At 39.2% G+C, this 24,659-nt stretch carries 20 protein-coding genes and 1 pseudogene; 14 read left to right on the top strand and 7 right to left on the bottom strand.

From position 1 onward, the window contains the following. Positions 1-443: 443 nt before the first annotated feature. Entirely contained in the window at positions 444-722 is a 279-nt protein-coding gene (locus ACE1B6_RS14345; RefSeq protein WP_413257917.1) for a hypothetical protein, read from the bottom strand. Here ACE1B6_RS14345 and ACE1B6_RS14340 point away from each other — a divergent pair. From ACE1B6_RS14340 to ACE1B6_RS14300, 9 genes and pseudogenes are all read left to right on the top strand, one after another. Then, positions 716-945: pseudogene (locus ACE1B6_RS14340) on the top strand (SDR family oxidoreductase); the annotation flags it as partial. The gene ACE1B6_RS14345 and the pseudogene ACE1B6_RS14340 sit on opposite strands and share 7 nt — an antisense overlap. Positions 946-1,028: 83 nt before the next feature. After that, complete coding sequence (locus ACE1B6_RS14335; protein ID WP_413257915.1) at positions 1,029-2,078, top strand: threonine aldolase family protein; 1,050 nt, start codon at positions 1,029-1,031, stop codon at positions 2,076-2,078. Further along, positions 2,075-2,998, top strand: coding sequence for a glutaminase A (glsA, locus tag ACE1B6_RS14330; RefSeq protein ID WP_413257914.1), 924 nt, complete (start codon positions 2,075-2,077; stop codon positions 2,996-2,998). The genes ACE1B6_RS14335 and glsA overlap by 4 nt, the downstream gene beginning before the upstream one ends. A gap of 21 nt (positions 2,999-3,019) precedes the next feature. Further along, positions 3,020-3,490, top strand: coding sequence for a tetratricopeptide repeat protein (locus ACE1B6_RS14325; RefSeq protein WP_413257913.1), 471 nt, complete (start codon positions 3,020-3,022; stop codon positions 3,488-3,490). Positions 3,491-3,616: 126 nt separating this feature from the next. Then, positions 3,617-4,330, top strand: a complete 714-nt coding sequence (locus ACE1B6_RS14320; RefSeq protein WP_413257912.1) for a GDSL-type esterase/lipase family protein — start codon at positions 3,617-3,619, stop codon at positions 4,328-4,330. A 106-nt stretch (positions 4,331-4,436) separates the two neighbouring features. After that, positions 4,437-5,894 (top strand): MBOAT family O-acyltransferase, encoded by a 1,458-nt coding sequence (locus ACE1B6_RS14315; RefSeq protein WP_413257911.1) that lies wholly within the window; start codon positions 4,437-4,439, stop codon positions 5,892-5,894. A gap of 2 nt (positions 5,895-5,896) precedes the next feature. Beyond that, complete coding sequence (locus ACE1B6_RS14310; RefSeq protein ID WP_413257910.1) at positions 5,897-7,465, top strand: hypothetical protein; 1,569 nt, start codon at positions 5,897-5,899, stop codon at positions 7,463-7,465. 42 nt (positions 7,466-7,507) lie between these two features. Then, positions 7,508-7,870: a Lin0512 family protein gene (locus tag ACE1B6_RS14305; RefSeq protein ID WP_413257909.1), complete on the top strand. Its 363-nt coding sequence runs from the start codon at positions 7,508-7,510 to the stop codon at positions 7,868-7,870. Next, complete coding sequence (locus tag ACE1B6_RS14300) at positions 7,867-8,913, top strand: S66 peptidase family protein (protein ID WP_413257935.1); 1,047 nt, start codon at positions 7,867-7,869, stop codon at positions 8,911-8,913. Before ACE1B6_RS14305 ends, ACE1B6_RS14300 begins: the two co-directional genes overlap by 4 nt. Positions 8,914-9,011: 98 nt before the next feature. On the opposite strand, the gene ACE1B6_RS14295 is transcribed toward ACE1B6_RS14300, so the two are convergent. Further along, positions 9,012-10,412: an amidohydrolase gene (locus ACE1B6_RS14295; RefSeq protein WP_413257908.1), complete on the bottom strand. Its 1,401-nt coding sequence runs from the start codon at positions 10,410-10,412 to the stop codon at positions 9,012-9,014. Positions 10,413-10,527: 115 nt separating this feature from the next. On the opposite strand from ACE1B6_RS14295, the gene ACE1B6_RS14290 reads away from it, so the two are divergent. The 3 genes from ACE1B6_RS14290 to ACE1B6_RS14280 all read left to right on the top strand — a co-directional run bounded on the left by ACE1B6_RS14290 (position 10,528) and on the right by ACE1B6_RS14280 (position 13,772). Beyond that, on the top strand, positions 10,528-11,298 hold the full coding sequence (locus ACE1B6_RS14290) for a cysteine hydrolase family protein (protein ID WP_413257907.1): 771 nt from the start codon (positions 10,528-10,530) through the stop codon (positions 11,296-11,298). 102 nt (positions 11,299-11,400) lie between these two features. After that, positions 11,401-11,853, top strand: coding sequence for a cupin domain-containing protein (locus ACE1B6_RS14285; RefSeq protein ID WP_413257906.1), 453 nt, complete (start codon positions 11,401-11,403; stop codon positions 11,851-11,853). A gap of 290 nt (positions 11,854-12,143) precedes the next feature. Beyond that, a complete protein-coding gene (locus ACE1B6_RS14280; RefSeq protein WP_413257905.1) occupies positions 12,144-13,772 on the top strand; it encodes a CocE/NonD family hydrolase in 1,629 nt (542 codons plus the stop codon). A gap of 92 nt (positions 13,773-13,864) precedes the next feature. Here ACE1B6_RS14280 and ACE1B6_RS14275 read toward each other — a convergent pair whose 3' ends face one another. Next, complete coding sequence (locus tag ACE1B6_RS14275) at positions 13,865-14,749, bottom strand: ion channel (protein WP_413257904.1); 885 nt, start codon at positions 14,747-14,749, stop codon at positions 13,865-13,867. Positions 14,750-14,808: 59 nt separating this feature from the next. Between ACE1B6_RS14275 and ACE1B6_RS14270 the strand changes: the two genes are divergently transcribed. Beyond that, positions 14,809-15,177, top strand: a complete 369-nt coding sequence (locus tag ACE1B6_RS14270; RefSeq protein WP_413257903.1) for a TSUP family transporter — start codon at positions 14,809-14,811, stop codon at positions 15,175-15,177. Between the two features lie 718 nt (positions 15,178-15,895). After that, positions 15,896-16,588 carry a Uma2 family endonuclease gene (locus ACE1B6_RS14265; RefSeq protein WP_413257902.1) on the top strand — a complete coding sequence of 231 codons (693 nt, stop codon included), beginning with the start codon at positions 15,896-15,898 and terminating at the stop codon, positions 16,586-16,588. Positions 16,589-16,843: 255 nt separating this feature from the next. Here ACE1B6_RS14265 and ACE1B6_RS14260 read toward each other — a convergent pair whose 3' ends face one another. From ACE1B6_RS14260 to ACE1B6_RS14245, 4 genes are all read right to left on the bottom strand, one after another. Further along, the gene (locus ACE1B6_RS14260) at positions 16,844-18,376 is read right to left on the bottom strand and encodes a calcium-binding protein (RefSeq protein ID WP_413257901.1); all 1,533 of its coding nucleotides are present in this window, start codon (positions 18,374-18,376) and stop codon (positions 16,844-16,846) included. 444 nt (positions 18,377-18,820) lie between these two features. Continuing rightward, the gene (locus tag ACE1B6_RS14255) at positions 18,821-20,086 is read right to left on the bottom strand and encodes a glycosyltransferase family 4 protein (RefSeq protein ID WP_413257900.1); all 1,266 of its coding nucleotides are present in this window, start codon (positions 20,084-20,086) and stop codon (positions 18,821-18,823) included. 125 nt (positions 20,087-20,211) lie between these two features. Next, positions 20,212-20,997: a sulfotransferase domain-containing protein gene (locus tag ACE1B6_RS14250; RefSeq protein WP_413257899.1), complete on the bottom strand. Its 786-nt coding sequence runs from the start codon at positions 20,995-20,997 to the stop codon at positions 20,212-20,214. Between the two features lie 21 nt (positions 20,998-21,018). Further along, the gene (locus ACE1B6_RS14245) at positions 21,019-24,639 is read right to left on the bottom strand and encodes a glycosyltransferase (protein WP_413257898.1); all 3,621 of its coding nucleotides are present in this window, start codon (positions 24,637-24,639) and stop codon (positions 21,019-21,021) included. Positions 24,640-24,659 lie beyond the last annotated feature (20 nt).

The raw sequence follows: 24,659 nt of genomic DNA, 5'->3' as shown, positions 1-24,659 counted from the left end.
TTGATTGAAAGTATTTAGTCCTCTTCAGAGGACCTTAGCTATTAGCCTGCGAATTGATTCGCAGGCGGGTATTGAGACTGATGCAAGATGTGAATTTATACCAAATCCGGGTCAGCTATCCCCTTTATGATTGGGCGATTGAAATACGTGCTAAGCACACGCTACGCGAACGCTACTACACAAACAAAGTCCGCGGCTCGACTGAGCTTCGCCGAACGTCCTACGCGGACTAAAGAATAGCGGGGGTATTTAAACCGGATTTGGTATTACCAACAATTTCTTTAGCAAAGTTAAGATATTCTGACCAATCAAAACTCATTCACACTCCACATCAATAAGCTGTTACGCATTTAAATCACTTATTAACAAGTAGGGTGCGTCAGACGGTAAAGCCTATGTAGAAAGGAAAATATCTAAATCTGACGCACCCTACAATATGACTTTTAAATGCGTAACAGTTTAGCAATCAGTTTTCGTACTTCGTAAGAAATTTGTAACCACCACTCTTCCTCAAATTGATCTAGTTTATCTATTGCTTCTTTTAAATCCACTTGTGTATAAATGGAGATAAATAGTTGCAGATAATCATTTATTTCTGGATCGGCTAAAACTTCCAGAGATAACTGAAAATCAGAAATGTAATTGCGGATGTTATCTGGTATTGATAGTAATCGGGAAATCAGAAACGGATGTTTTTCAAGAAAGTGCAAAACTTTTGTCAAAAACTGCTTTGAATTCCTTAACTCAGATGTTTGCTTATGAGTTACAAGAGGCGAATATTTTGGTTAATTCAGTTTGTCCTGGGTGGGTAAAAACGGATATGGGAGGGCAAAATGCACCGCGAACAACTGAACAAGGCGCTGATACTATTGTTTGGTTGGCAACTTTGCCGGATGATGGGCCGACGGGGGATTTTTTCGCGATCGGGAGGCGATCGCTTGGTAAAATTAAACTTATTCAATATGGAGAATTTTCGTTTTTTTCTCTATCATTTTAAATAGAACAGTTGCAACTAAACTCTAAATTTAATGAATTTCTGTAGCGATAACGTCACAGGTGTAGCACCGGAAATTTTAGCAGCTTTAATTGCCGCTAATCAAGGTGCAGCTATGCCTTATGGTAACGATGAATACACTCAACAATTACAAAGTCTCTTTTCAGAATTATTTGAAACTGATGTAATCGTTTTCCCAGTAGCCACAGGTTCCGCTGCTAACTCTCTGGCTTTATCAGTAATTACACCGCCTTATGGTGCTATTTATTGCCACAATGAATCCCATATCAACCTTGATGAATGCGGTGCGCCAGAGTTCTACACTGGTGGCGCTAAATTAGTCACAATTTCGGGCGAACATGGCAAGTTTACTGCTGATGATTTGGGAGTAAAATTAACAAAAGCAGGTGCAGGAATTGTCCATCATATCCAACCTGCTGCCGTTAGTATTACCCAAGCAACTGAAGCGGGAACAGTTTATACTGTAGATGAAATTCGCCAGATTTCTGAAGTGACTCACGCCCATAATCTTTGCTTACATCTTGATGGAGCCAGGTTTGCTAATGCGGTGGTTTCTTTAGGTTGTAAACCCGCAGATATTACCTGGCGTGCTGGTGTGGATGTCTTATCTTTTGGTGCTACTAAAAATGGGGCAATGGCGGCGGAAGTTGTGGTGTTTTTTAACCATAAATTAGCGGAAAGTTTCGCTTTTCGGCGCAAGCGTGGCGGACATTTGTTTTCTAAAATGCGGTTTTTGTCTGTGCAGTTAACAGCATATATTAAAGATGATTTATGGTTGAAAAATGCGAATCATGCTAATAAGATGGCGGCGAAGTTAGTCAGGGGATTAAGTGGTTTGCCTGGGGCGAAAGTTTGTCATCCAGTAGAAGCAAATGAAATTTTTATTCAGTTGCCGGAAACTGTGATTCAAGGTCTTTTTGCGGAAGGTTTTCGGTTTTATCGTTGGGAAGGAGAAGATTCGACTACTTTACGGTTAGTTACGGCTTTTGATACTAAAGAGGAAGATGTTAATGCTTTTATTAAAGCGGCTGAATCCCATTCTGTAATGTTGGTTAATAGATGATGAATTCAGCGAAGTTATCTAATTTAACTCAAGCTCAATTAGAGTTTTTAGCTGTACAGGCAAAAAGTTACAGTCAAGGGGGTAGATTACCTGATTATATTCCCCGGTTGGCTGAAGTAAATCCTGAATGGTTGGCGGTAGAAATTAATTGCACAAATGGTGAAAGTTTCAGGTTTGGGGAAAGTGAAATACCTTTCGTTTTAATGAGTGTAATTAAGCCTTTTGTGCTGTTATTTTTATTGGAAGAAATGGGGAAAGAGGCGGTATTTTCTCATGTAGGAATGCAGGCTTCTGACAAACCTTTTTACTCGATCGAACAGCTAGAAGCTGACCAAGGTTGGCCGAGAAATCCGATGATTAATAGTGGGGCGATCGCACTAGCTTCTCTATTACCCGGTGACAATGGTTTTTCGCGTTGTGAAAACTTACGTCAATGGTTAAATCAAAGTGCTGGAACTAATTTAATATTAGATAAAGCGATGCTCAATTCTGTTGTGGCGGCTGGTGGGGGACGGAATCGATCGATCGCAAAACTAATGTTTGAATTTGGCTTTTTGAATGCTCCCGAAATTGCGATCGACACTTACAATCATATTTGTTGTTTGGCAGGAAATGTCAGCGATTTAGCTAATTTGGGAATGTTATTAGCAGAAGAAAAAATCGGAATTTCGGGAGAAAATAGGCGAATTGTTAATGCTTTAATGTTGACTTGTGGATTGTATGAAGCATCAGCTAGTTTTGCCGTAAAAGTAGGTTTACCAACTAAATCAGGGGTGAGTGGTGCGTTGTTATCTGTTGTACCTGGGGCGGGTGCGATCGCTTGTTATAGCCCTGCTCTCGATCGTATAGGTAACTCAAAAGCAGGAATATTTTTCTTAGAAAAACTCACTAATTCTCTGAATCTCAGTGTGTTTGTTTAATCATTTTTGTGAGTAATAACTATGAATGAGTATCGGATTAATCAGTTACTAGAAAATTTGAAAGATCCTGATGAAGAAATACGCGATCGCGCTACCGCAGAACTTTGGCGAATTTGGTTTGAGCAGAAAGGTGCGATCGGATTTGAAGTAATTCGTCAAGCTCAATTGTTACTAGAAACCGGAGAAATTAAAGAAGCAGAAATAGCACTTACACAGCTAATTTCTGACTTACCAGACTTTGCAGAAGCTTGGAATCGACGTGCAGTTTTATACTACTCAATTGGAGAATATAAAAAAGCAATTGCTGATTGCAAAATGGTAATTAAGCTCAATCCAATTCACTTTGGCGCACTTCATGGGTTAGGATTGTGTCATGCTGCGATCGGTGAATATCGTCAGGCAATACAAGCTTTTCGTCAAGCATTAGAAATTCAACCTTATGCCTTAATTAATCAAAAATTGATTTTAGAATGTACCGCTAGATTGAGTTAAATTTATAGTTCAAATAGAGATAAACTACTTGACAGCAACTACACCCTGGTATATTGTTAGTTAGATTTTTGATTCTCGATCGCTAAAATGCTTCTTTCGCCTAAATCACTGAAAAAAAACTGGGGAATGGTGTTTTCCATCACCTTAAATATTTTATTTGTCATATATGCCATAATTTTGATTCCCAAAAAAGGCTTAACCTCTTATTTGATGAGCGAGCAGTTGTTGGGTAGATATTTTAATAATAATAGTACCCAGCCAGTCAGGTTTTCTTCTTATTATTTAGATCGAACGAGTTTATTTGAAATTATTCCTCAAAGTCCTAATGATATTATATTTTTAGGAGATAGCATAATTGAACGTTGTGAATGGTCAGAAATTTTAGAAAATCCTAATGTGAAAAATCGAGGCATTGCTGGAGACAATTTATATGGAATGCTGAAAAGATTGGATCAAGTCACTGCAACTCGTCCAAGAAAAATCTTTTTGATGATTGGAATAAATGACGTAATTAGTAACCAAAAACTAGAGGATATAGTCAGGAAATATAGAATGGTACTAGCTAATATTAAACGATCGAGTCCAGAAACCGAAGTTTATATTCAAAGCGTTTTACCAGCGAACAGTCGGTTTAAAACACCAGTGAATAATAACTTGGTATTTCAGCTAAATCAAGAATTAGAAATCTTAGCAAGGGAATTTAACTATCAGTATATAGATCTCTATTACTTTTTTACTATCGACAATGAACTAGCTTATCGGTACACTAATGATGGTCTTCATTTAAATGGAGAAGGTTACGCCGTGTGGAAGGAAATCATCAGGAATTATGTATATTAATGGAGACTGGCTGCTATTGCCTATTACAGGAATAGTAACAAAAAGTTGACAAATAATATATAATCAACTGCGATCGCAATTTGTTCTCTTTCTTAAATATCGAACTGTGCTGTTTAACTCCTATACTTTTATCTTCGGCTTTTTGCCGATCGCCCTAATAGTATTTTTTACTTTAACCAAGTTTCGTTTCATTAATCTAGCGAGAACTTGGTTATTGATCGCTTCTTTAGCATTCTACGCTAACTGGAACATTTCTTATTTGCCACTGCTACTAATTTCTATCAGTTTTAATTACTTAATGAGCAGTTGCATCGAACAAGCCCAACCAAACACAGAAAAAGCTAAAATATTTTTATGGTTGGGTATTTGCTTCAACTTAGGTTTATTAGGCTATTATAAATACGCAAATTTTTTTGTTAGTTCATTAGGTCAAATACTGCAAACAAACTGGCAAATTCCCCAAATTATTCTTCCTTTGGGAATTTCATTCTATACATTTATTCAAATTGCCTATTTAGTAGATAGTTATAACGGGAAAGCTAAACAATCAAATTTTTTCACTTATAGTATTTTTGTCTCCTTTTTCCCTCACGTAATCGCAGGACCAATATCAGATAATAAAGATGTAATTCCGCAATTTCAAAAACTGAGAAATTATGTTTTTTCTCATAAAAACATGGCAATGGGTTTAGCCCTATTTATTTTAGGACTCGCTAAAAAAGTCTTAATTGGTGATAACATAGCCGCTTGGGTGACACCTGTATTTAATAACGCTTCTCAAGTTAGCTTTATTGAAGCTTGGGTAGGCGCATTGAGTTATACATTACAGCTATATTTCGATTTTTCCGGTTACTCAGATATGGCAATAGGTTTAGGTTTAATGCTTAATATTAACCTACCAATTAACTTTAACTCACCTTATAAAGCCTTCTCTATTAGCGATTTTTGGCGACGCTGGCACATCACTCTTTCTAACTTTTTAAGAGACTATTTATACATTCCTTTAGGAGGTAGTCGGAGAGGAGAAATTCGCCGCTATAGTAACTTGATAATTACCATGTTATTAGGAGGATTGTGGCATGGTGCAGGTTGGACTTTTATCATTTGGGGCGTTTTACATGGAATGTATTTATCAATTAATCATTGGTGGAAATTACATGGTAAAGCCTTACCTAAATCATTAGGTTGGACAATTACATTTTTAGCAGTAGTAGTTAGCTGGGTGTTTTTCCGGGCGCGGAATGCTGCTGATGCTTGGCAAATTTTGCAAACGATGATCGGGACAAAAGGTATTGTTATTTCTAGCAATTATGAAAGTTTATTCGGTTGGTTATCTCCTATTGGAGTGAAGTTTAGCCAAACTTTTCCTTACTTAAAAGGAGGGGGAGAAAGTTTAATTGTTATAGCTGCATTATTAGTCTGTGTTACAGTTTTACCAAATACTAATCAAATGCTGCAATGGTTTAAACCTAATTTACTCTGGGTAGTCTCTCTGACAACTATTGCTGCTTTATGTCTCCTATCTTTAAACCGAGTTTCTGAGTTCCTTTACTTCCAATTTTAGCAATGATTAACAGCAAAAATTATCGCCTGTTTAACTTATTGTTTTTGCCTTTGGTAGGGTTGAATTTAGCCTTTATTGCTATTTTCAATTTAGCTGTCGATCCTTATGGCGTAATCAAAAATCTGACTGCACCAGAGCAAAATCAATTTGATTTTGCTGAGGACTCCCCGCCACCAGTAACTACACCAGAACCGAAAAAGGTAGAAAATAAAAATCAACCTAAACCAACAACTTTAGAGCAGAGAAATAAGTATAGAGCCGAGCGATTTAAAATAAATTTAGCTACCCTCAGTATTACTAAAATCCAACCTAAAGCTATCTTTTTAGGTACATCTACAGCTTTAAAATTATCTACTGAACACCCAGCTTTAAAAAAGGTACAACCAGTTTATAACTTGGCTTTACCTGGGGCGAAAATGCGGGATATTAAAAGTTATTTTGATGATACTTTGGCTAACCATCCTGATTTACAGGAAGTAGTTCTTAGCCTAGATTTCTTTGCTTTTGGGGGGCAAAAAAAACCAGTAAAATCAACTCCAGAACCTCAACCAGAAAAGCCTCAAGAGGTAACTGTAGTCAGAACTAATAAGTATAGTGTAACTATTCCTGAGTTGGTTAAAATTAATTTTTCTTTGGATACTTTCATTGCTAGCTTAAAAAAGGTGACTGCTTCTGATGTACCTTTATTACATCCGGCAGAACAACCAAAATCTGAAAAGGAGAAAAAATCTAAGGTTTTAGGAGCAAGGATCGATCGCAAATCCTCCACTAAACTCAAATCTAAAAGTAGAAAAAAGGTCACAAGAAAGAGCAAAGAAGCAGCCAAAGCAAGTAAGCGCCAAAAAACCCAGAAACCTAAGCCAAAAGAAACTAAAAAGCCTAATAAAAAAGTAGAAAAAAATGTCAAAAACCCTGTTAATAGAGCGCAAGTTGTCAAACCAGATCCAGATAAACAAAAGAAGAAAACTTCTGTAACTAAACCTACAGTTAAACCCGCTAAGGTAGAAGCTACTCTCTATAAAGATAGCGCCAGATATAGCAATTTTCAGAGGGTAATGAAAATGTATTTGGCGGAAAAAACCCTCTACAAAGACTACAATCTTTCGGAAGAAGAGTTAGCAGCTTTTCAGGCAATTGTTGATACTTGTAAAAAACGTAATATTAAGTTGAAAGTATTTATTGCCCCAGTACACGCTGCCCAATTAGAATTAATTAATCGGGCTGGTATTTGGTCAGAATTTGAAAATTGGAAACGGGAAATTGTTAAAATCACTCCGGTTTGGGACTTTGCCAGTTACAGCAATCTAACTACAGAACCTATCGGAGATCGGATGAATCATTTTGTGGATAGCGTTCATTATCGAGATCAAGTTGCTGACTTAATTATGCAGCGAATTTATAACTATCAACCGGAAAAAGTTCCGGCAAATTTTGGTAAATTAATTAGTCCTAAAAATATAGAGCCTCACCTAAAAGTAGTTCGAGAACAGCGTTTAAATTGGAAGGACGATAATCTGCAAATAGTGCAGTTTGTGATGGAAATGCAAAAGGAAAATGCCCAGAAAAAGTAGTTGCAAGAAATTAATTGAAAATTAACAAATCAAGAGGTGAAAGTGACTAGAAAACGTTTGGTTATTGAAATGGGAATGGGTGTGGATCAGCATGGACAGGAACCAACTGTAGCGGCAGCTAGGGCAGTGCGAAATGCGATCGCCCACAATGCCTTACCCGGAGTGTGGGAAGTTGCAGGTTTAAGCGATCCAAATCAAATGATTGTTGAGGTAAAAGTTGCCGTTCCTTACCCCGAACAAGTGCGTCAAGAAGAAGTATTAGCAGTGCTACCTTTTGGACAAAAAACTTTAACTTTAGAAGCAGGGGGAATGGTAGTTGAAGGGAGAGCGATCGCATCTTTAAATGATAAAAATGATGAAATGTTAATTGCTGTAGCAGCGGTGACAGTTTGGGTAGATACATGAAGTTCGATCGCCGCCAACTTCTGCAAGCTTTGGGACTCGCCGCCTTCACCAGTCAACTACCAAAAATTGCTCAAGCTAACTCATTTTCCCAACCAATTTTAAAACCATCTAGCCTAAAAGTTGGTGATACAATTGGTTTAGTTAATCCTGCCAGTTTCATTACTTCCGAAGATGTAGAAGAAGTTAAACAAACCCTGAAAAACTTAGGATTAAATTACAAATTAGGAACCCATATATTAGACAGATACGGTTACTTAGCAGGTAGAGACATTGACCGTGCTGCTGATATTAATACCATGTTTGCCGATTCATCAGTTAAAGCAATTCTCACTCTGCGCGGTGGTTGGGGTTGCAATCGAATTTTACCATTAATAAATTACCAATTAATCCGAAAAAATCCCAAAATTATTATTGGTTATAGTGACATTACTTCCTTACTTTTAGCAATTTATGCTCTCAGTGGAATTGTCACATTTCACGGGCCAGTTGCTACATCGACTTGGAATCAATTTACTATAGATTACGTGCAGCGAATTCTGTTTAATAGAGAAGCTGTTACGATGCAAAACTCGGCTTTTATTGATGAAAAAATCACCAGTTTGCCTCTGCGAGTAGAAACAATTACTCCCGGAAAAGCTAGAGGTAAATTAGTCGGAGGAAACTTATCAGTTTTATCAGCAATGGTAGGTTCTGCTTACTTACCAAATTGGCAAAACACTATCTTATTTATTGAAGAAATTGGCGAAGAAGTTTACCGAGTCGATCGAATGTTAACCCAATTAAAAATCGCGGGAATACTCGATCGCATTTCCGGTTTTATCTTCGGTCAATGTACCAGATGCAACCCCGAACAACCAGAAAAATCCTTAACATTAATCCAAGTTTTACAAGACCATATTCAACCCTTAAAAATCCCCGCTTGGTATGGTGCAGCAATTGGACATATTCCCAACAAATTCACCTTACCAATAGGAATTGAAGTAGAAATTGATGCCAATAATGGCACAATTAAAATGTTAGAAAGTGCCACTGAAACTACATGAATTTACCCACTTAGTATCAGTCCGCTTTAGCGGAGTTGAGCTATTAGCCTGCAAATTGATTCGCAGGCGAGCTAAAACAACAAGTGCAAAATCTCAATTTAACTCAAACCCATCACACTGCGATAATGCGCCTCAAACTCACTCACAGTTTTTGACTTTCGATTTGTCACCCATTCACTTTTAGCAAACAATTCCTGTTTCAAATCATCCACATTAATCGTAGATACTCGACCATTTTCCACAACTCTTTTCCCATCAACCCAAACACTATCAACCACCTGAGTTGGACGACCTAACATTAATAAACCAATCGGATCGGTCCGAGGTAACAAAGACAAATTAGTTAAATCATAAAGTACCAAATCAGCCTTTTTCCCCACAGTCAAAGAACCAAGCTGTTCTCCCAAATTCAAACCTTTAGCACCACCCAAACTTGCCATTTCCACAGCTTGACGCGGAGTAATCCAGTGTTGATAATCTAAATCTGTAACATTGTGCAGAATCGAACCAATTTTAATCGCTTCCAGTAAATCTTGAGAATCATTACTCGAAGCACCATCGCAACCGAAAGAAACATTAACTCCCGCTTGCCGATATTTTAAAATTGGCGCAATACCGCTACCTAAACGCAGGTTACTGAGAGGATTATGCACAACAGTTGACTGAGTTTCTGCTAAAATTTTGATATCATCATCAGTCAAATGAACGCAATGCGCCAAAGAAGTACGCGAACTCAAATAACCAATTCTGTTTAAATGTTCTACCGCACTACAACCATATTTTTCTTGAGCAAGTAACTGTTGGGCTTTAGTTTCTAACAGGTGAGAATGACGACAAAGGTTGTAGCGATCGCTCAACTCCCCACACCCGACAAACAACTCATCAGAACATAATTGAATTCCCGTTGGCGCAGTTAAAATATAAACTCCCGCTTCCGGTTTATGAAACTTATTTATTGCCTCCTCCAACATTTGTAAAATTTCCTGAGCAGAACGCCCCGGAATTGAATTTTCTGCTTGATTTTCCCCGCTAGGAATTCCCGAAATCAAAGATTGATCCCAAATTAAAGGCGCAACAAAAGCGCGAATTCCCACTGCTTGATAAGCCTGAATTGTCGCCGCAATTGTTTCGATTTCTTGCCCAGGAATTAGCACCAAATGATCGACAACACTAGTACCACCAGATAATAAAGTTTCTACTGCCGTACCCAAAGCACTTAAATAAACCTTTTCTACTTCTAAAGGTGCAAAATCATACAATTCCGCCAACCACAATTCCAAAGGCAAAGGAGGAATAACTCCTCGCTGCCACATTTCTGGAGAGTGAGTATGGGCATTAAAAAAACCAGGCAACAATAACTTATTTTCACAATTAACCACTGTGCCGACAACTTCTAAACTCGGAGAAATTGCCGTAATAGTATCTCCTACAACTCGCACATCTACAGTTGTATAACCTTGGTCTACAGGAATTAAAGCTTGTTGAAGAGTAAAAGTCACGAATTTGTCCTTAAGATTAAGAATTTACAAATTTTATGAGTTTAGACACTAAAACAGTCAACAGTATTATTCACTATAACAGTGAAATTTGTTTTGAGCCGAATCATTGAACATTATGAACAACCTCCGTACTTTGGGCGTAGCACCTAATGCTTGGGCAGTTAATGCCGAAATTGCTGACATTACCCGCCCACCTTTAGAACCCAAACCTGTTACTTTGACAACAGAAACGAAAACTTTACGCCTCGACTTAACAAAAACTGCCATATTAGTAATTGATATGCAAAATGACTTCTGCCATCCAGATGGTTGGTTAGCGCACATCGGCGTAGATGTCACACCTGCAAGAACTCCCATTAACCCTTTAAAAAGCTTTTTACCAGAGTTAAGAAAGGTCAATGTGCCGATAATTTGGTTGAACTGGGGAAACCGTCCCGACTTATTAAATATTAGCGCCGGACTGCGCCACGTTTACAATTCCACAGGCGATGCTGTAGGTTTGGGCGACCCTTTACCGACAAATAATGCCAAAGTTTTAATGGCAGGAAGTTGGGCCGCTGCGGTAGTAGATGAATTAGAACAAAAACCGGAAGATATTTTCATAGATAAGTACAGAATGAGCGGTTTTTGGGATACACCATTAGATAGTATTTTACGCAACTTAGGCAAAACTACCTTGTTATTTGCCGGAGTCAACGCCGACCAATGTGTAATGGCAACATTACAAGACGCTAATTTTTTAGGTTACGATTGCATTTTAGTCAAAGATTGCACCGCTACTACTTCTCCTGAGTACTGCTGGTTAGCAACTCTTTACAATGTGAAACAATGTTTTGGTTTTGTCAGCGATTCTCAAGCTATCTTAAAAGCAATTAGTCATGGATAAGTTTTAGTTAGTAGTTGGTAGTAGGAAAATTTTTATCTACTATCCACTACTGATTATCAAATCAAAATTAATAATTCACAAGTGACAAAGGAATTTGGGAAAATGAATGATTGTTGCGTAATTCCCGTTGTTAAGTCTCCTAGAGATTATCAAGCTTTTCGGATTAGTCCTCATGATACTAATCGTTTAGCAATTGTTTTCGATCCAACAACAGCTAACTTTTCGTTAACCTTGTGTGTAGAAATTTTTGATATTGGCGGCAAAACTCCTCCGAATCGGCATAATTTAGCTGTGGAAATGTTTTTTGTGCTTAAGGGGGAAGGCAGAGCAACTTGTGATGGAAAAACTGTTTCTATTCGGGCTGGAGATAGTATTTTAGTTCCCCCAACCGGAATTCATCTAATAGAAAATACAGGTGCAGAAAGATTGTATGCTTTGTGTTTTATGGTTCCTAATGAGGATTTTGTCGAACTAATTCGCAGTGGCACTCCTGTAGATTTAGATGAGGAAGATTTAAGAGTTTTGCGTCGTTCAGATGCCTTAGTTGCTTGCTGAAAAAAACAGGCAGGGACACAGGGGTAAAGGGGAGAAGAAAACTTAAAGCTTAGAACTTTTTCCCTAACTCAAAACTTACCCAGTCCCCAATTCCGATTAATTATTCATACAAGGTTTGAGTTCTCTATCTACTTTCTTAATGTGATTTACAAACCAATCTAGCAATTGTTCGTTAACTTCGATCGCTAACAACAAAACTTTTGTAATAATTGAGTTTAAAACTTGATAAACTTCGCAATAAATTACTTAATTTAATTTAAAATAGCCTTAATGTTGAATTGATTTACTCAATGCTGAAAGAAACAGTTTCGATGTTTACTAGAGATGGGGTGAGGTTAGATGCAGATGTCTATCGCCCTAATGCTGAGGGGACTTTTCCCGTATTACTCATGCGGCAACCTTATGGAAGATCGATCGCCTCCACAGTAGTCTACGCCCACCCCACTTGGTATGCCCAACAAGGCTACATTGTAGTCATTCAAGATGTTAGGGGAAGAGGCACTTCTCAAGGTGAATTTACATTATTTGCCCATGAAATAGCAGATGGTTTCGATACAGTTAATTGGGCCTCTCAACTACCTGGAAGTAACGGCAAAGTCGGAATGTACGGCTTTTCTTATCAAGGAATGACACAACTTTATGCTGCTGTGGAAAAACCACCTGCATTAAAAACAATTTGTCCCGCAACGATCGGCTATGATTTATATCATGACTGGGCTTACGAAGGAGGCGCTTTTTGTTTACAAGCTAACCTTGGTTGGGCAATTCAAATTGCCGCAGAAACCGCCAGATTAAATAATGATGAATCGGCATTTCAAGCTCTTTATTCTGCCTCTCGTAACTTACCGTTATTTGATTCAATTCCCACATATCCAGAAATACTGAAAAAATATGCCCCTGACTCTTTTTATCATCAGTGGTTAAACCACGATCGACCTGATGAATATTGGGTAAAACTTTCCCCAAAAACCTATTTAAAAAACATCGATTTACCGATGTTGCACGTTGGCGGTTGGTTTGATACTTTCCTCAGAGGAACTGTCAACTTATATAAAGAAATGGCATCACGTAGCAGCTTTTTACAATATCTCTTAATCGGCCCTTGGGCACATCTTCCTTGGGGGCGAAAAGTTGGCGCAATAGATTATGGTTTAGCAGCATCCAACCCAATTGATGAGTTACAAATTCGTTGGTTCGATCGATTTCTCAAAGACATTGATACCGGAATAAATAATCAACCATCTGTCTCATTATTTGAAATGGGAAGTAATCAATGGAAAAACTTTGATGCTTGGCCTAATAATCCTAAAACATCCTATTTTTTGCAAAGTAACGGCTTAGCAAGTATCCGCGAAGATGCCGGAAAATTAACCTCTTCCGTAGGACAGGCATCCTGCCTGTCATCCCCCATCCCCGACACCTTTATCCACGACCCTTGGCGACCTGTTCCCGCTTTAGGTGGTCATGCGGTATTTCCTGCGGGTGCTTTTGAGCGTTCAGCTATTGACTCTCGCACAGATGTTTTAACTTACACTACTGCACCTTTAACAGAAGATTTATTAATAGTTGGAGATGTATTTTTAGAAATTTATTGCAGTGCAGATCAGCCAACTTTTGATTTATGTGCTGTTTTGTCAGAAGTAAAAAATAATGGCAGTGTTTATAACTTTACTCAAGGTTACATCCGAGTCAACCCAAATCAATCAACCCAACCTTTAACCATTCAATTACAACCAACTTGCATGAAAATTACTGCCGGAAATCAGTTAAGATTAAGCTTAAGTGCTGCTTGTTTTCCCGGTTATCCAGTAAATCCTGGTACTGGTTCCTTACCTAAAGAAACTCGGTTAATCGAAGCAGAAATTATCACCGTTTCTGTGCAAACTGGCGAAAATTTCCCTTCAAGAATTTACCTATAAAAAAATTCGTTGTTCAGTCCACTTCAGTGGACTTTAGCTATTAGCCTACGAATTGATTCGCAGGCGGATGTTGGCGCTGATGTAAGATTGGATTACAGGGGAATTACGTCATGGAAGTTTGTATAATCGATTAATCTTTTGCCGTTGGGTAAGGTAGTTAAAATGTCTACAAAAAGGTGATTCCAGTGAATTTCGTCGGCTAAATATGAGTGACGAGAGTGAATTGGTTGGGCAACTGTTTCGTCAATTCCGGTGAGGATAACTATGATTTCAATGTTAGAATGATGTAAAGTTTCTGCGGTTTCGCCGTATAAGGGACTGGTTTCGTCAATGATGTGCATTCCTGTCCAAGTGAGAGCGAAAATTGGGGTTTGGTGACGGACTAATTTTAGGTCATAAAATCGCCGCATTACTGTACCTTCAATGCTCACTTCATCGCGCACTAAACTAACGTGCATTTCTGCTTCAAAGATTTGATTATGTCGTTCGTTAGCGGTGCGAAACATTAGGGTTGGTTTACCATTGTAGGGGGCGATTACTGCTACTTTGCTGAACAAAACTTTGGCTGTGGGGCGGGAAAAGCGGGAGAACATTAACCCAGTTGCCATTGCTAAAAACATTAAACCAACTAATGCTTCGATCGCCACTACCAAATTAGCATAATCAGTTTTGGGATACATCGCCCCATAACCAATGGAAGCCATTGTTTGAATACTGAAGAAAAAAGCATCAGCAAAAGAACCCGGACGGGCATTAGCGATACAATCTCCTCCGGCTAAATATGCTAGAGCAAATAAAGTATTGACGATCGTATAAGCAATAATAATTACAATGACAAATTTATCCCAAGAAATTGTCAGCAACCAATGGTAAGGGTCCCGCCAATGCGAGTGGGATGAACCTTTACTCAGGATTTTGGTACGACGATCGCGACTCACAACAGGTGGTAATTTATGGGGATGGTGAATTTTAGTCATCAGTGTGGCTAATAGTTAGAAAATATTTTACTATTTCTTAAGTTTATTCTCCATGTTTTATGCCTGTAGTGTTTCAGTTATTGCTTATCGGTTTAGCCGCTGGTGTGGCGGGTGGAATGTTTGGTATTGGTGGCGGTGCGATCATGGTGCCGGCAATGGTGTTATTAATGGGAATGGATCAGAAGTTCGCCACTGGTACATCTATTGCCGCACAAATTTTGCCGATCGGGATTTTAGGTGCGATCGTCTATTATCGTGAAGGTAACTTAAATCTTAAACACGCATTATTCATCGCTGCTGGGTTAGTAGTTGGTAACTTATTTGGCGCAATATTTGCCAATCAACCATACATTAGTAGTGCCTTAATGAAAAAACTTTACGGCATCTTTTTATTACTAATTGGTGTTCGCTATTTGTTCTTTCGCTAAATAGTACGTAGTTGCGCTTATTATCGCGCTAAAGCGCAACTACGTGCCTCAATTAATTTAGGTGCGATCGTGATTACAGGCAGAATTCCCGATGAAATTCCTAGCAACTTACCAGAACAATTCCTCATGCAAGATGCAAAAGCATCTGCTCTACAAGCAATAAGCTGTTACGCATTTAAATCACTTATTAACGAGTAGGGTGCGTCAGACGGTAAAGCCTATGTAGAAAGGAAAATATCTAAATCTGACGCACCCTACAATATGACTCGATCGGACATTGATAATAGTTCAATATGTTGCATTTGCAGTAACCGATCGATTCTGCTGAGAGTTTCATGAGGAGTTAAAGGATTAGCCAGTAATGAAGGACGAGTAACAACAGCATAGAATTCTCCAAGTATTTGCGGGGAAATACCATGACTAATTAACCGAGAATTCCCGATCGAGAAACAAGACCAAATTCTGTTACTAAATTAAGCGTTGGGATGTTTTAACTACCAACTTAGATTAATTAAATTTACGTTTAGAAGCAGAGAGCGATCGCAATTTTGCAGCAGCACGTCAAAGAGGAAATGCCAAACGAAAAACTGCACAAAATTAAGTAATTCCTTGTTGAAAACGAATTAAGAAAAAATGACATATTATCAGGATAATGCTAAACTAATATTAATTAATTTAATTAAGTTTAGGTAACATTTTTTTTTGGAGCACAAAAGCCATGATCGCTCCGACAAATAACAACCGCATCACTCTCCCACCTTTGGAAAATGGCGATTTGCTTTCTCGTGCAGAATTCGAGCGGCGTTATACAGCAATGCCTCACCTCAAAAAAGCTGAACTGATTGAAGGAATTGTTTACATGGCATCGCCTTTAAGGTTTGAACCCCACGCCGAACCTCATGCTAATTTAATCGGTTGGCTTTGGAATTACAAAATAGCAACACCTGGACTACGTTTGGGCGATAATCCAACTGTAAGGCTCGATACTGATAACGAACCCCAACCTGATGCCGTGCTGCTTATTAATGCCTCCTGCGGGGGTCAAAGTCGTTTTGATGAAGAAGGCTATATTGAAGGCGCACCAGAACTTGTTGCCGAAATTGCTGCCAGTACCGCTTCAATTGACCTTCGGGATAAAAAACGAGTCTATCGCCGCAATGGAGTGAAAGAATATCTCGTGTGGCAAGTGATGGAGGAGCGTTTTGATTGGTTTTCTTTGCAGGATGGAGAATACATTTCTGTGACACCTGATGTTGCAGGAATTATCCGCAGTCAAGTTTTTCCGGGGTTGTGGTTAGCAGTTTCAGCACTTTTAGCAGGAGATATGCTTCAAGTAATTGCTACTTTGCAAAATGGTTTGGCTAGTAACGAACATCAACAGTTTTTACAACAGTTAATTAATAACCAATGACAAATAAACATCTGCAAAAGAATTTTTTTTATCCATTTTATATCTTGTAGCTGTTCTCCAATTTGATTAACTCAGATCTTCTTAATATGATTAGTTTCGCCATTTAAACTACACTCCTCATTCCAAAAAACTGAACTGGATATTTCACGAATGACAAATGACCAATAACCAATGACAAATAAACAAAAAACCCGCCTTTTTAGACGGGTAATAAAGCTACTAATTTCTAGCGAGTTTCATTTGTTTCACAATTTTTTAGACAATGATGAAGTCTTGATTTGATAGGTTGGTTAGGCCAGTTGGCAAGAGAAGGAACTGAGCACTATTAGCATCAAGAGGACCGATAGCAGGATTTGAATCGTACCAGAGTTTTCCATTTTCTGAGTTATAAATTAAGTTACCTGTAGCTTGGGTAACTTGACTGTCAGCCGTGATTATTGCCAGACCTGGTGCCTGAGTTGTAGACAACGCTGCAAATAATGCGTCACCGACATTGGTGAAACCAATGTTAGCAAAACGAGTACCTTGACCATCGAGAAGGATCTTATCTACTCCTACCTCGAAGTCTGTGATTCTGTCTGCACCAGCATCTTTTCCTAGATCGCCGAGAGCACCATTAGCGATCGGATTAATACCTGCTGCATCGGTAAAAAATGCAGAAGTTACAAACGCACCACCAGCATAAACGAAGTAGTCAGCGCCAGCACCACCAGTCAAGGTATCGCTCCCTATCCAACCTTGGAGAGTGTCATTACCTGCTTCACCTGTTAGGATATCATCAGCATTTCCTCCCAGGAAGCTGTCATTACCTTCTCCACCGATCATAGAGTCTTTGCCTTCCGCACCGGAAACGACACTGCCGCCTCCGCCAGCAACAATTGTGTCGTCGCCGCCTTTTGCATTAATCAAGTCAACACCAGTGGTAGTATCCAGTCCTGGTATTGAATCAGATCCACCGATCAGAACTTCTGCCTGCTCGGTACCTAAAAGGTTGTCAGCACCAGCACCGCCAACAAGAGTGTCAAAAATATTACCGGGACCAACACTTGCTACTAATGAGTCATTACCTTTATCACCAGATAGCAGAGCTCCGCCATTCTTTCCTAACAGGGTATCGTTACCTTGACCACCGTAGAGGGTTGTACCTGTACCTGAAGTTACGGTGTCAGCGAAACGGAGAATATCATCATCCTGGTTTCCGAACATCACTTTGACACCACCAAAGGCAACGAGGCTATCATTGCCACTACCACCATAAGCAGTATCGTTACCATAAGCCCAGATGGTATCTGCACCTGCATCGCTGCCTGTGAGAGTTATGGTGACATCATCCCCAAACAACTTGGAACCACCACCACCAGCACCTTTAACGATGTCATTACCTTTATCACCAGCTAAGGTAGCACCAACTGCGCCACTACTTACAGCTTCAACTAGGTCATCACCTTGACCACCAAAAGCTGCACTATTTGCAGCGACTACTAGAGTATCCTTGCCAACATTTCCATACAGGGTATCTGCAAAAACAGAGAATAGGGAATCGTTACCTTTGTCTCCAAATAAGAGACTGCTACTTACGCTTCTCAATGTGTCATCGCCCTGTCCTCCGTAAAGGGTAACTCCCGTACCCCCACCTGTCAGGACATCTTGGCCTTGGTTGCCATAAACTTCAGTGTTCGATGGGGCGGTAATAGTATCGTTTCCCGTCAACCCCAGTACTGTATCACCAGCGGCTATAGCCGGAGGGGGTGCTTGATCATTTCCAGCTGTTAATGTGATTAATGGCATCTAAACTACACTCCTCATTCCAAAAAACTGTACCAAGCGTTTAGTAGAGATAATACTCAAATTTACGAAATTTTGGGCTAATTTATTTTTACACCCAAATTCGCTTTCTGATTCTATCTCCTTTGCCTTAAGTAGTATAACTTGCACAATAATTTTCTCCAATTACCTAAACAGTAACTTTGTTAATGGTTTCTTAATGGTCTTGACTACCATAAGACCATCTCACCGTTTATATAGTTCCCCAGCTTGGGGATAATATTACACTTGCAGCTAAGGAATCACATTTGTTCAACGGTCTTTCTCCAAATTACCTGAACTTCTACCCTCTCAAGACAAATTTGTTGCGTGATTTAACGCACCGTAATGCTTCTACACAAGTAGGGGATGGTTGATAGTTCAGTAGTCAGAAAAGGAAAGCTCAAGAGCGCAGCTTTCTGACCACTGCTAAACTTTACATTCTACATTTGCAGGAGTTGGGGTATTTTCGGGTGGTAGAGAACCATTTGCCACATCTTTAATTAGTTGGACGTGACTTGGTAGTAACTTTTCCAGGGAATATCGCTCTAATACTGTTTCCCTGGCTTTTTGGCGCAGTTGAGCCATCCGGGTTGGATGATCCAAAACCTCACTGATTCTATCAGCAATCTGTTTCGGAGAAAAGAAATCTGCTAATAATCCATTTTCCCCATCTTGGATGACTTCCTTGACTGGTGCGGTATCGGAACCTAAGACTAAGCAGCCAGTGGACATGGATTCAATCATTGACCAAGATAGGACAAAGGGGCGGGTTAAATAAACGTGAACTTGGGAAGCTTGAATTACTTTTAAGTAAAGTCCGTAGGGTAAGGAACCGACAAAATGGACTCTGGATAAGTCTAGGGGAACTTTTTTCAGCATATAGTTTTTATAAGTTTCCCCATTGGGTAAAGATTTACCGTAACAAACTCTGTCTGACCCAACAACTACTACGTGACAGTTGGGGCGACGTTCTTGTAAATAGGCGATCGATTCGATAAACTCAGGAAACCCCCGATAAGGTTCCATCCCCCTAGCAACATAAGTCACAATCTCATCAACTTCTGACAAATCCAAATTCGGCAGCATTAATTTTGCCCCCGGATTAGGTTTAAAGAATTCTGTATCTACACCATCATGTAGTACCGAAATTTTACTGTGGAATTCTTTGGGAAACTGGGTTCTTTGCCAATAAGTAGGTGATACCCCCCAATCAGAACTATACAAATCTACTAATATCGGCGTGTTCTTAATCCGAATCCTTGCCATATCGTCTATTGTCAAGGGGTCTGCTGGGTCAAAATCTGCATCGGACCCAATAGCATGATAAAACCACTCGAAGTAACACATCAGCTTGGCATTGGGAAAGGCATCTTTAATAAATAGCGTTGGCCCCCAACCAGAGTGACCGTAAACTATATCAGGGACAAATCCCGCTGCTTTCAGTTGTTCCGCTACCCGAAATACTGCTTGTCCATGCAAAACCCCATTTTCCAAGAATCGCACATAATGGTGGGTTTCTGGTCGCGCTTCCCGACTCGGCTTAAATACCACTTTCCTAACGCCAGGAATCTGCCATTCGGGATTCTCAAACTTTGTCCCAAATAGCACTTCATTATTAGAATCTTGAGCTAAAGCCGTCGCTACATGACGAAATTGGGCCGGAAAGTTAGGATGCAGAAAAAGTATTTTCATAAGTAAGTCACAACTAACTAATCAATTTTAATATCTAATTGGTCACGCCTCGGTTCTATGATTTCGTAGAACAGGCATCTTGCCTGTTGCGGATGCTGTTTGGCAGGCAGGATGCCTACCCTACGTTACCAAGGGAATTTTACTCCTAAGAATTCTTCAAGTTGTTGATTGTATGGCTGAAAATACTCTTGTAGTTGTTGGCGGATTTCCGGTTTAATTTCTGGGTATTCCCCGGAGTTATATTTGTCGTATTGAGTAAGTTGATAACTCGGTAATTGCAGGAATTCCAGTACTTGATTTAACACCTGATTTGGTTGATTATATAATTCTTCACTGGGCAGAACCAAAAGTTGTTCTTTCGGGAAAAACTGCCTCCAATTTTTGAGTTGTTCTACATAAATTCCTCTGGATAAATAGGTGTAATGTTGATGGTTGTAGCTGTAGTAATTTGCATCAGCTAGCATTTTGGCAGTTTCTTCTTTTAGTCTAGCGAATTCTTGGGCGATCGCATCCAACAACCCCAACTTTTCACAACCCAACCGCACCTCATGATAATAATGAGAAATCGCCCTCTCCACCGGATTTCTTAACAGCGCAATCAACTTTACTTGAGGAAACAATTTATAAACTCGTTCAGCTACCAAAGGATGAAAAATATAATAAGGACTAGCTTCCCCAGTAATTAATCCTTGAGAAACAGGCTGAAATTGTTGGCGATACCAATCCACACCTCGAACAAAATTCAAATCAAAAAAATGCACCTCTTTTTGGCTAGCAGGTAGAATTTGCGGATGTTGAATTAAATACTGATACAAAGATGTAGTCCCGCATTTTTGTGCGCCAATAATAATAAAATCAGGTTGACCCTTGACCGAATTTTCCCCGGAAACATCAATTAATTCTTGTACCACAACTACTTTCTCACCTACAATCTAAACTTTCTTTTCTGCCCTTCTCCCCATTCCCTCTGATTCCATTTTTGCACTTAAAACAGCTTCTTTACTTAATAGCAAATGTCTGTTTAATTGTGTTGGTAAGTCAAACTTCCGGTTAACTTTCACATAAGCATTACTCGCCAAACGCGCCGCCACTTTTGGTTCGGATAAACATTGATAAATCGCATCAGCTAAAGCTTTCGGATTACCCGCCTCCACTAAGTAACCTTCCACCTCATTATCAATCATTTCCGTAATTCCAAATACATTGGTGCTGACAATTTTTAATTCAAACGCCATTGCTTCTAAAATCACTCTAGGGAATGACTCTTCAAAGCTAGAACAAACAAAGATATCACTCAAACAGAAAAAGTCATAAACTTCTTTAGTTTCATGGTAAATTTTGACGTTATTTAAATCTAACTTCTTGATTTGATGTTCTATGTAATTCAGGTAACTAACTACATTGCCACCAACTATTAAATAAGAAAAGTTAGGCAAAGTTTCCGGCGAGTATTTAGCTTCTAATTCCTTAATTGCTTCAATGAAAATGTGCTGTCCTTTCCGTTCGCAAATTGTGCCAACTACAGTTAAAACAATGTCATTTTCTCCAATGCCATATTTTGCCCTTAACGCTGATTTACTGTGACTTTGGCGGAAATCATTAATCTGTTCTACGGAAATAGCACCAGGAATTTTGCGGAAGTTATCTCTGGCATTTAAACCTTGGAAAATCCGGCGAGTTGTTTCTGCTTGAAATACTACTCGGTTAGCATTTAAAAAGCAATCTCTTAACAATTTTGGCATTGATTCTTCGCAAGCTTCCCCGAAGAAGTTTTTAATACTTTTGTCCAGAGGCGTACTTTCATGAATGTGCCAAATACTAGGAATATTGAACAATCTGGCTAATTCAATCCCCCAGAAACAAACGAGAGTATTGCAAACAATTAAATCAAAGGAATTGATATCAATAGTTTCGCCCATTTTTTTCAGGCGACTGCGGAAATGCTCAATCTTTTCTTCCGGGAGTGGCAATTGTTTATTGACAATTTTTACCGGAATATTTAACTCTTCGTAAGCATCCCGTAAAACTCCATCTTCGGTAGAAATTACCTGAACTTGATATCCGCCAATTGTAGCGAAATGACGCGCATAGGTGTAAACAATTAATGGCGCACCTTCTAAGTTTAAGTTATGGGAAACTACCAAAACTTTTAATTTATCTACTCTCTCGGAATGACAATAATGGTAGGGATTAATTCCCATCCACATTGATTCTAAGTCAATGCTTTGATTCCAATAAGGGTCTTTAAAGTTCTCATACCTTTTTATAAAGTTGTAGTGTTCTTTATAGTTGTAATCTTTGCCTCTGGAAGCACTAGTTAAATGAATTAAACTTGCTTGCGGGGTATAGACAACTCTTCGCCCTAATTCTCTGATTCGCAAACAGTAATCTACATCGTTATATTGTACGGAAAAGTTTTCTTCATCAAAGCCATTTAACTCTCGATAAAGGGCGGTTGAAGTGAGTAAACAAGCGCCTGTAACTGCACAGACATTTCGCGCCGCATGAGGTAAACAAATGTAGCCAACTTCTTCTTTTGGTAATTGGTGAAATTGATGGTCTGCCAGTCCTTCATGAGGCCCAATTACTACTCCGGCGTGTTGAATAGTTTGGTCAGGATAAAGTAGTTTTCCTCCGACTACTCCCACACCTGGTAGTGACATCCAGCCTACCATATCTTCTAGCCAACCGGGTGCGATCGCTTCAATATCATTATTCAAATGTAACATCAAAGGAGTCTCTACATATTTCGCCCCCAAATTCACCACCCGCGAGTAATTAAAAGGTTGATTTTCTGTTCTTCCCGAACTCACTACTCGACAATCAAAAATTCGATTTTGTTGTAATTTCTGGAAATAAGCTTGAGTTTTTGGTTCCACAGAACCATCATCAACTATAATTAGTTTGACGTAGCGTTTATCGACGGTTTTTTCTAAGCTAGAAATACATTTTTCCAGCAAATCAACTCTGTCTTTTGTGGGAATAACAATGGTGACTGGATTTTCGGCTAAGTGAGAGTTATCCCACTTTAATTGATATAAGCATAAACCGTGTTTTTGTGCGATCGTAGGCAAGAAAGGTTCAGCTTTAATCCCCCGACGTTGCAAAGCTTCCCGAATCCCCTTTTCGGCACTGTCAAACACATAACGCTTTTGCGTACCATGAGAAGCAGTACTTTCCCTATGACATCGCCAATGATAACAAACCTTGGCAACATGACGAATCTTTTCCTCAGTAGTTTGTTCCGCCACTCTTAAATATAAATCTAAATCCTGCGCCCCCTCAAAACCTTGGCGCATTCCCCCAACTTTCGCCACCAAACTCTTACGAATTACCGTAAAATGTTGAGTGTAATTGTGAGTCAACATCATTTCTGGACTCCAATCACCCTTCATTTGAGGATCGTAATGTCTGCCAGTTTCATCTATTTTATCTTCATCAGTGTAAATCCAATCTACCTCTGGATTTTGCACCACACATTCTGCTACTTGCAACAAAGCATCTGCTGATAATAAATCATCATGATCTAACAAAGCAATATATTCACCAGTCGCCAACTCTAGCGCCGAATTAGTTGCAGCCGAAATATGCCCATTTTCCTCTCTAAAAACTACCTTAATCCGGGCATCAGCAGCGGCAGCTTTTTCCACAATCTCTTTCACATGAGGTGCAGTTGAAGCATCATCAGCCAAACAAAGTTCCCAGTTCGGATAAACTTGAGAAGTGACTGATTGAATCATTTCCTCTAAGAATTTTTCCGGCGTATTATAGAGAGGAACAACCACACTAATTTTCGGCCCAATATCCTTAATTTTAGCCGCATCTGTCGCCATAACTGCTGCCAATTTTGGCGTAATGCGATTAACTTCTACCCATCTTTGATAAGGGTCTTGTTCTTGCCAAGGATGAGTTACATTATAATTTTCAATAGCAATAGTAGGATTAGTTTTTAGTTGTTTGTAATAACGGCGTAATTTCCGCACCCATTGCAGTGGCGACGGCGACAAACGCCCATGTTGAAATGCTGCAATGGCTTTTTTAATTGCCCCATAAACAAAAGTATAAGGAGTAATCGGTTTTACTTCTATTACTGGCGCAGGTTCTAGTTTTACACGGCGAGAAAAACAGCAAACTTTCTCGCCAGTTTCCAGCACTACCCAAACTTTAATTATGATATTTCCAGAAAAGTTTTTGCCTAAAAAGATATTCCATCTAAACCCTGACAAACCTGAATTTGGCACTTCAGGAAAAGCTTGGGCAACATCTGGGCGAGGAAGTCCGTAAGTAATTGGTTCTTCCGAGATATCATCAATAGATAAGAGTAAAGATTGAATGGATTTATTGCGGCTACAAAGCCAACCAACTACAGCTAAAGTGCCACTGAGATTAATTTCATTAATTGTCGGCGCATCCAAACAACCTAACAATTCTCCGCTAGGAGTTACTTCAATAAAAGGTGATTCTTCTACAGCAATATTTGCCTGTTTCCCCGGTTTTAGGGTAGACTTAGCACTTTGGAAAATTGTGTCAACTACACCGCCAATCTTGTTCATTTTTGCTCAATTGTTTTGGG

This window comes from Floridaenema fluviatile BLCC-F154 (assembly GCF_041929135.1).
GTDB lineage: Bacteria > Cyanobacteriota > Cyanobacteriia > Cyanobacteriales > Aerosakkonemataceae > Floridanema > Floridanema fluviatile.
Note: the sequence above shows the minus strand (reverse complement) of the source record. Positions and strands in the feature narration are given on the sequence as shown.

Excerpts from the sequence above, each read along its gene's own strand:
- ACE1B6_RS14335 (WP_413257915.1), top strand. The coding sequence starts at position 1,029 with ATGAATTTCTGTAGCGATAACGTCACAGGTGTAGCACCGGAAATTTTA.
- glsA (WP_413257914.1), top strand. The coding sequence starts at position 2,075 with ATGATGAATTCAGCGAAGTTATCTAATTTAACTCAAGCTCAATTAGAG.
- ACE1B6_RS14325 (WP_413257913.1), top strand. The coding sequence starts at position 3,020 with ATGAATGAGTATCGGATTAATCAGTTACTAGAAAATTTGAAAGATCCT.
- ACE1B6_RS14320 (WP_413257912.1), top strand. The coding sequence starts at position 3,617 with ATGGTGTTTTCCATCACCTTAAATATTTTATTTGTCATATATGCCATA.
- ACE1B6_RS14310 (WP_413257910.1), top strand. The coding sequence starts at position 5,897 with ATGATTAACAGCAAAAATTATCGCCTGTTTAACTTATTGTTTTTGCCT.
- ACE1B6_RS14300 (WP_413257935.1), top strand. The coding sequence starts at position 7,867 with ATGAAGTTCGATCGCCGCCAACTTCTGCAAGCTTTGGGACTCGCCGCC.
- ACE1B6_RS14290 (WP_413257907.1), top strand. The coding sequence starts at position 10,528 with ATGAACAACCTCCGTACTTTGGGCGTAGCACCTAATGCTTGGGCAGTT.
- ACE1B6_RS14285 (WP_413257906.1), top strand. The coding sequence starts at position 11,401 with ATGAATGATTGTTGCGTAATTCCCGTTGTTAAGTCTCCTAGAGATTAT.
- ACE1B6_RS14280 (WP_413257905.1), top strand. The coding sequence starts at position 12,144 with ATGCTGAAAGAAACAGTTTCGATGTTTACTAGAGATGGGGTGAGGTTA.
- ACE1B6_RS14275 (WP_413257904.1), bottom strand. The coding sequence starts at position 14,749 with ATGACTAAAATTCACCATCCCCATAAATTACCACCTGTTGTGAGTCGC.
- ACE1B6_RS14270 (WP_413257903.1), top strand. The coding sequence starts at position 14,809 with ATGCCTGTAGTGTTTCAGTTATTGCTTATCGGTTTAGCCGCTGGTGTG.
- ACE1B6_RS14265 (WP_413257902.1), top strand. The coding sequence starts at position 15,896 with ATGATCGCTCCGACAAATAACAACCGCATCACTCTCCCACCTTTGGAA.
- ACE1B6_RS14260 (WP_413257901.1), bottom strand. The coding sequence starts at position 18,376 with ATGCCATTAATCACATTAACAGCTGGAAATGATCAAGCACCCCCTCCG.
- ACE1B6_RS14255 (WP_413257900.1), bottom strand. The coding sequence starts at position 20,086 with ATGAAAATACTTTTTCTGCATCCTAACTTTCCGGCCCAATTTCGTCAT.
- ACE1B6_RS14245 (WP_413257898.1), bottom strand. The coding sequence starts at position 24,639 with ATGAACAAGATTGGCGGTGTAGTTGACACAATTTTCCAAAGTGCTAAG.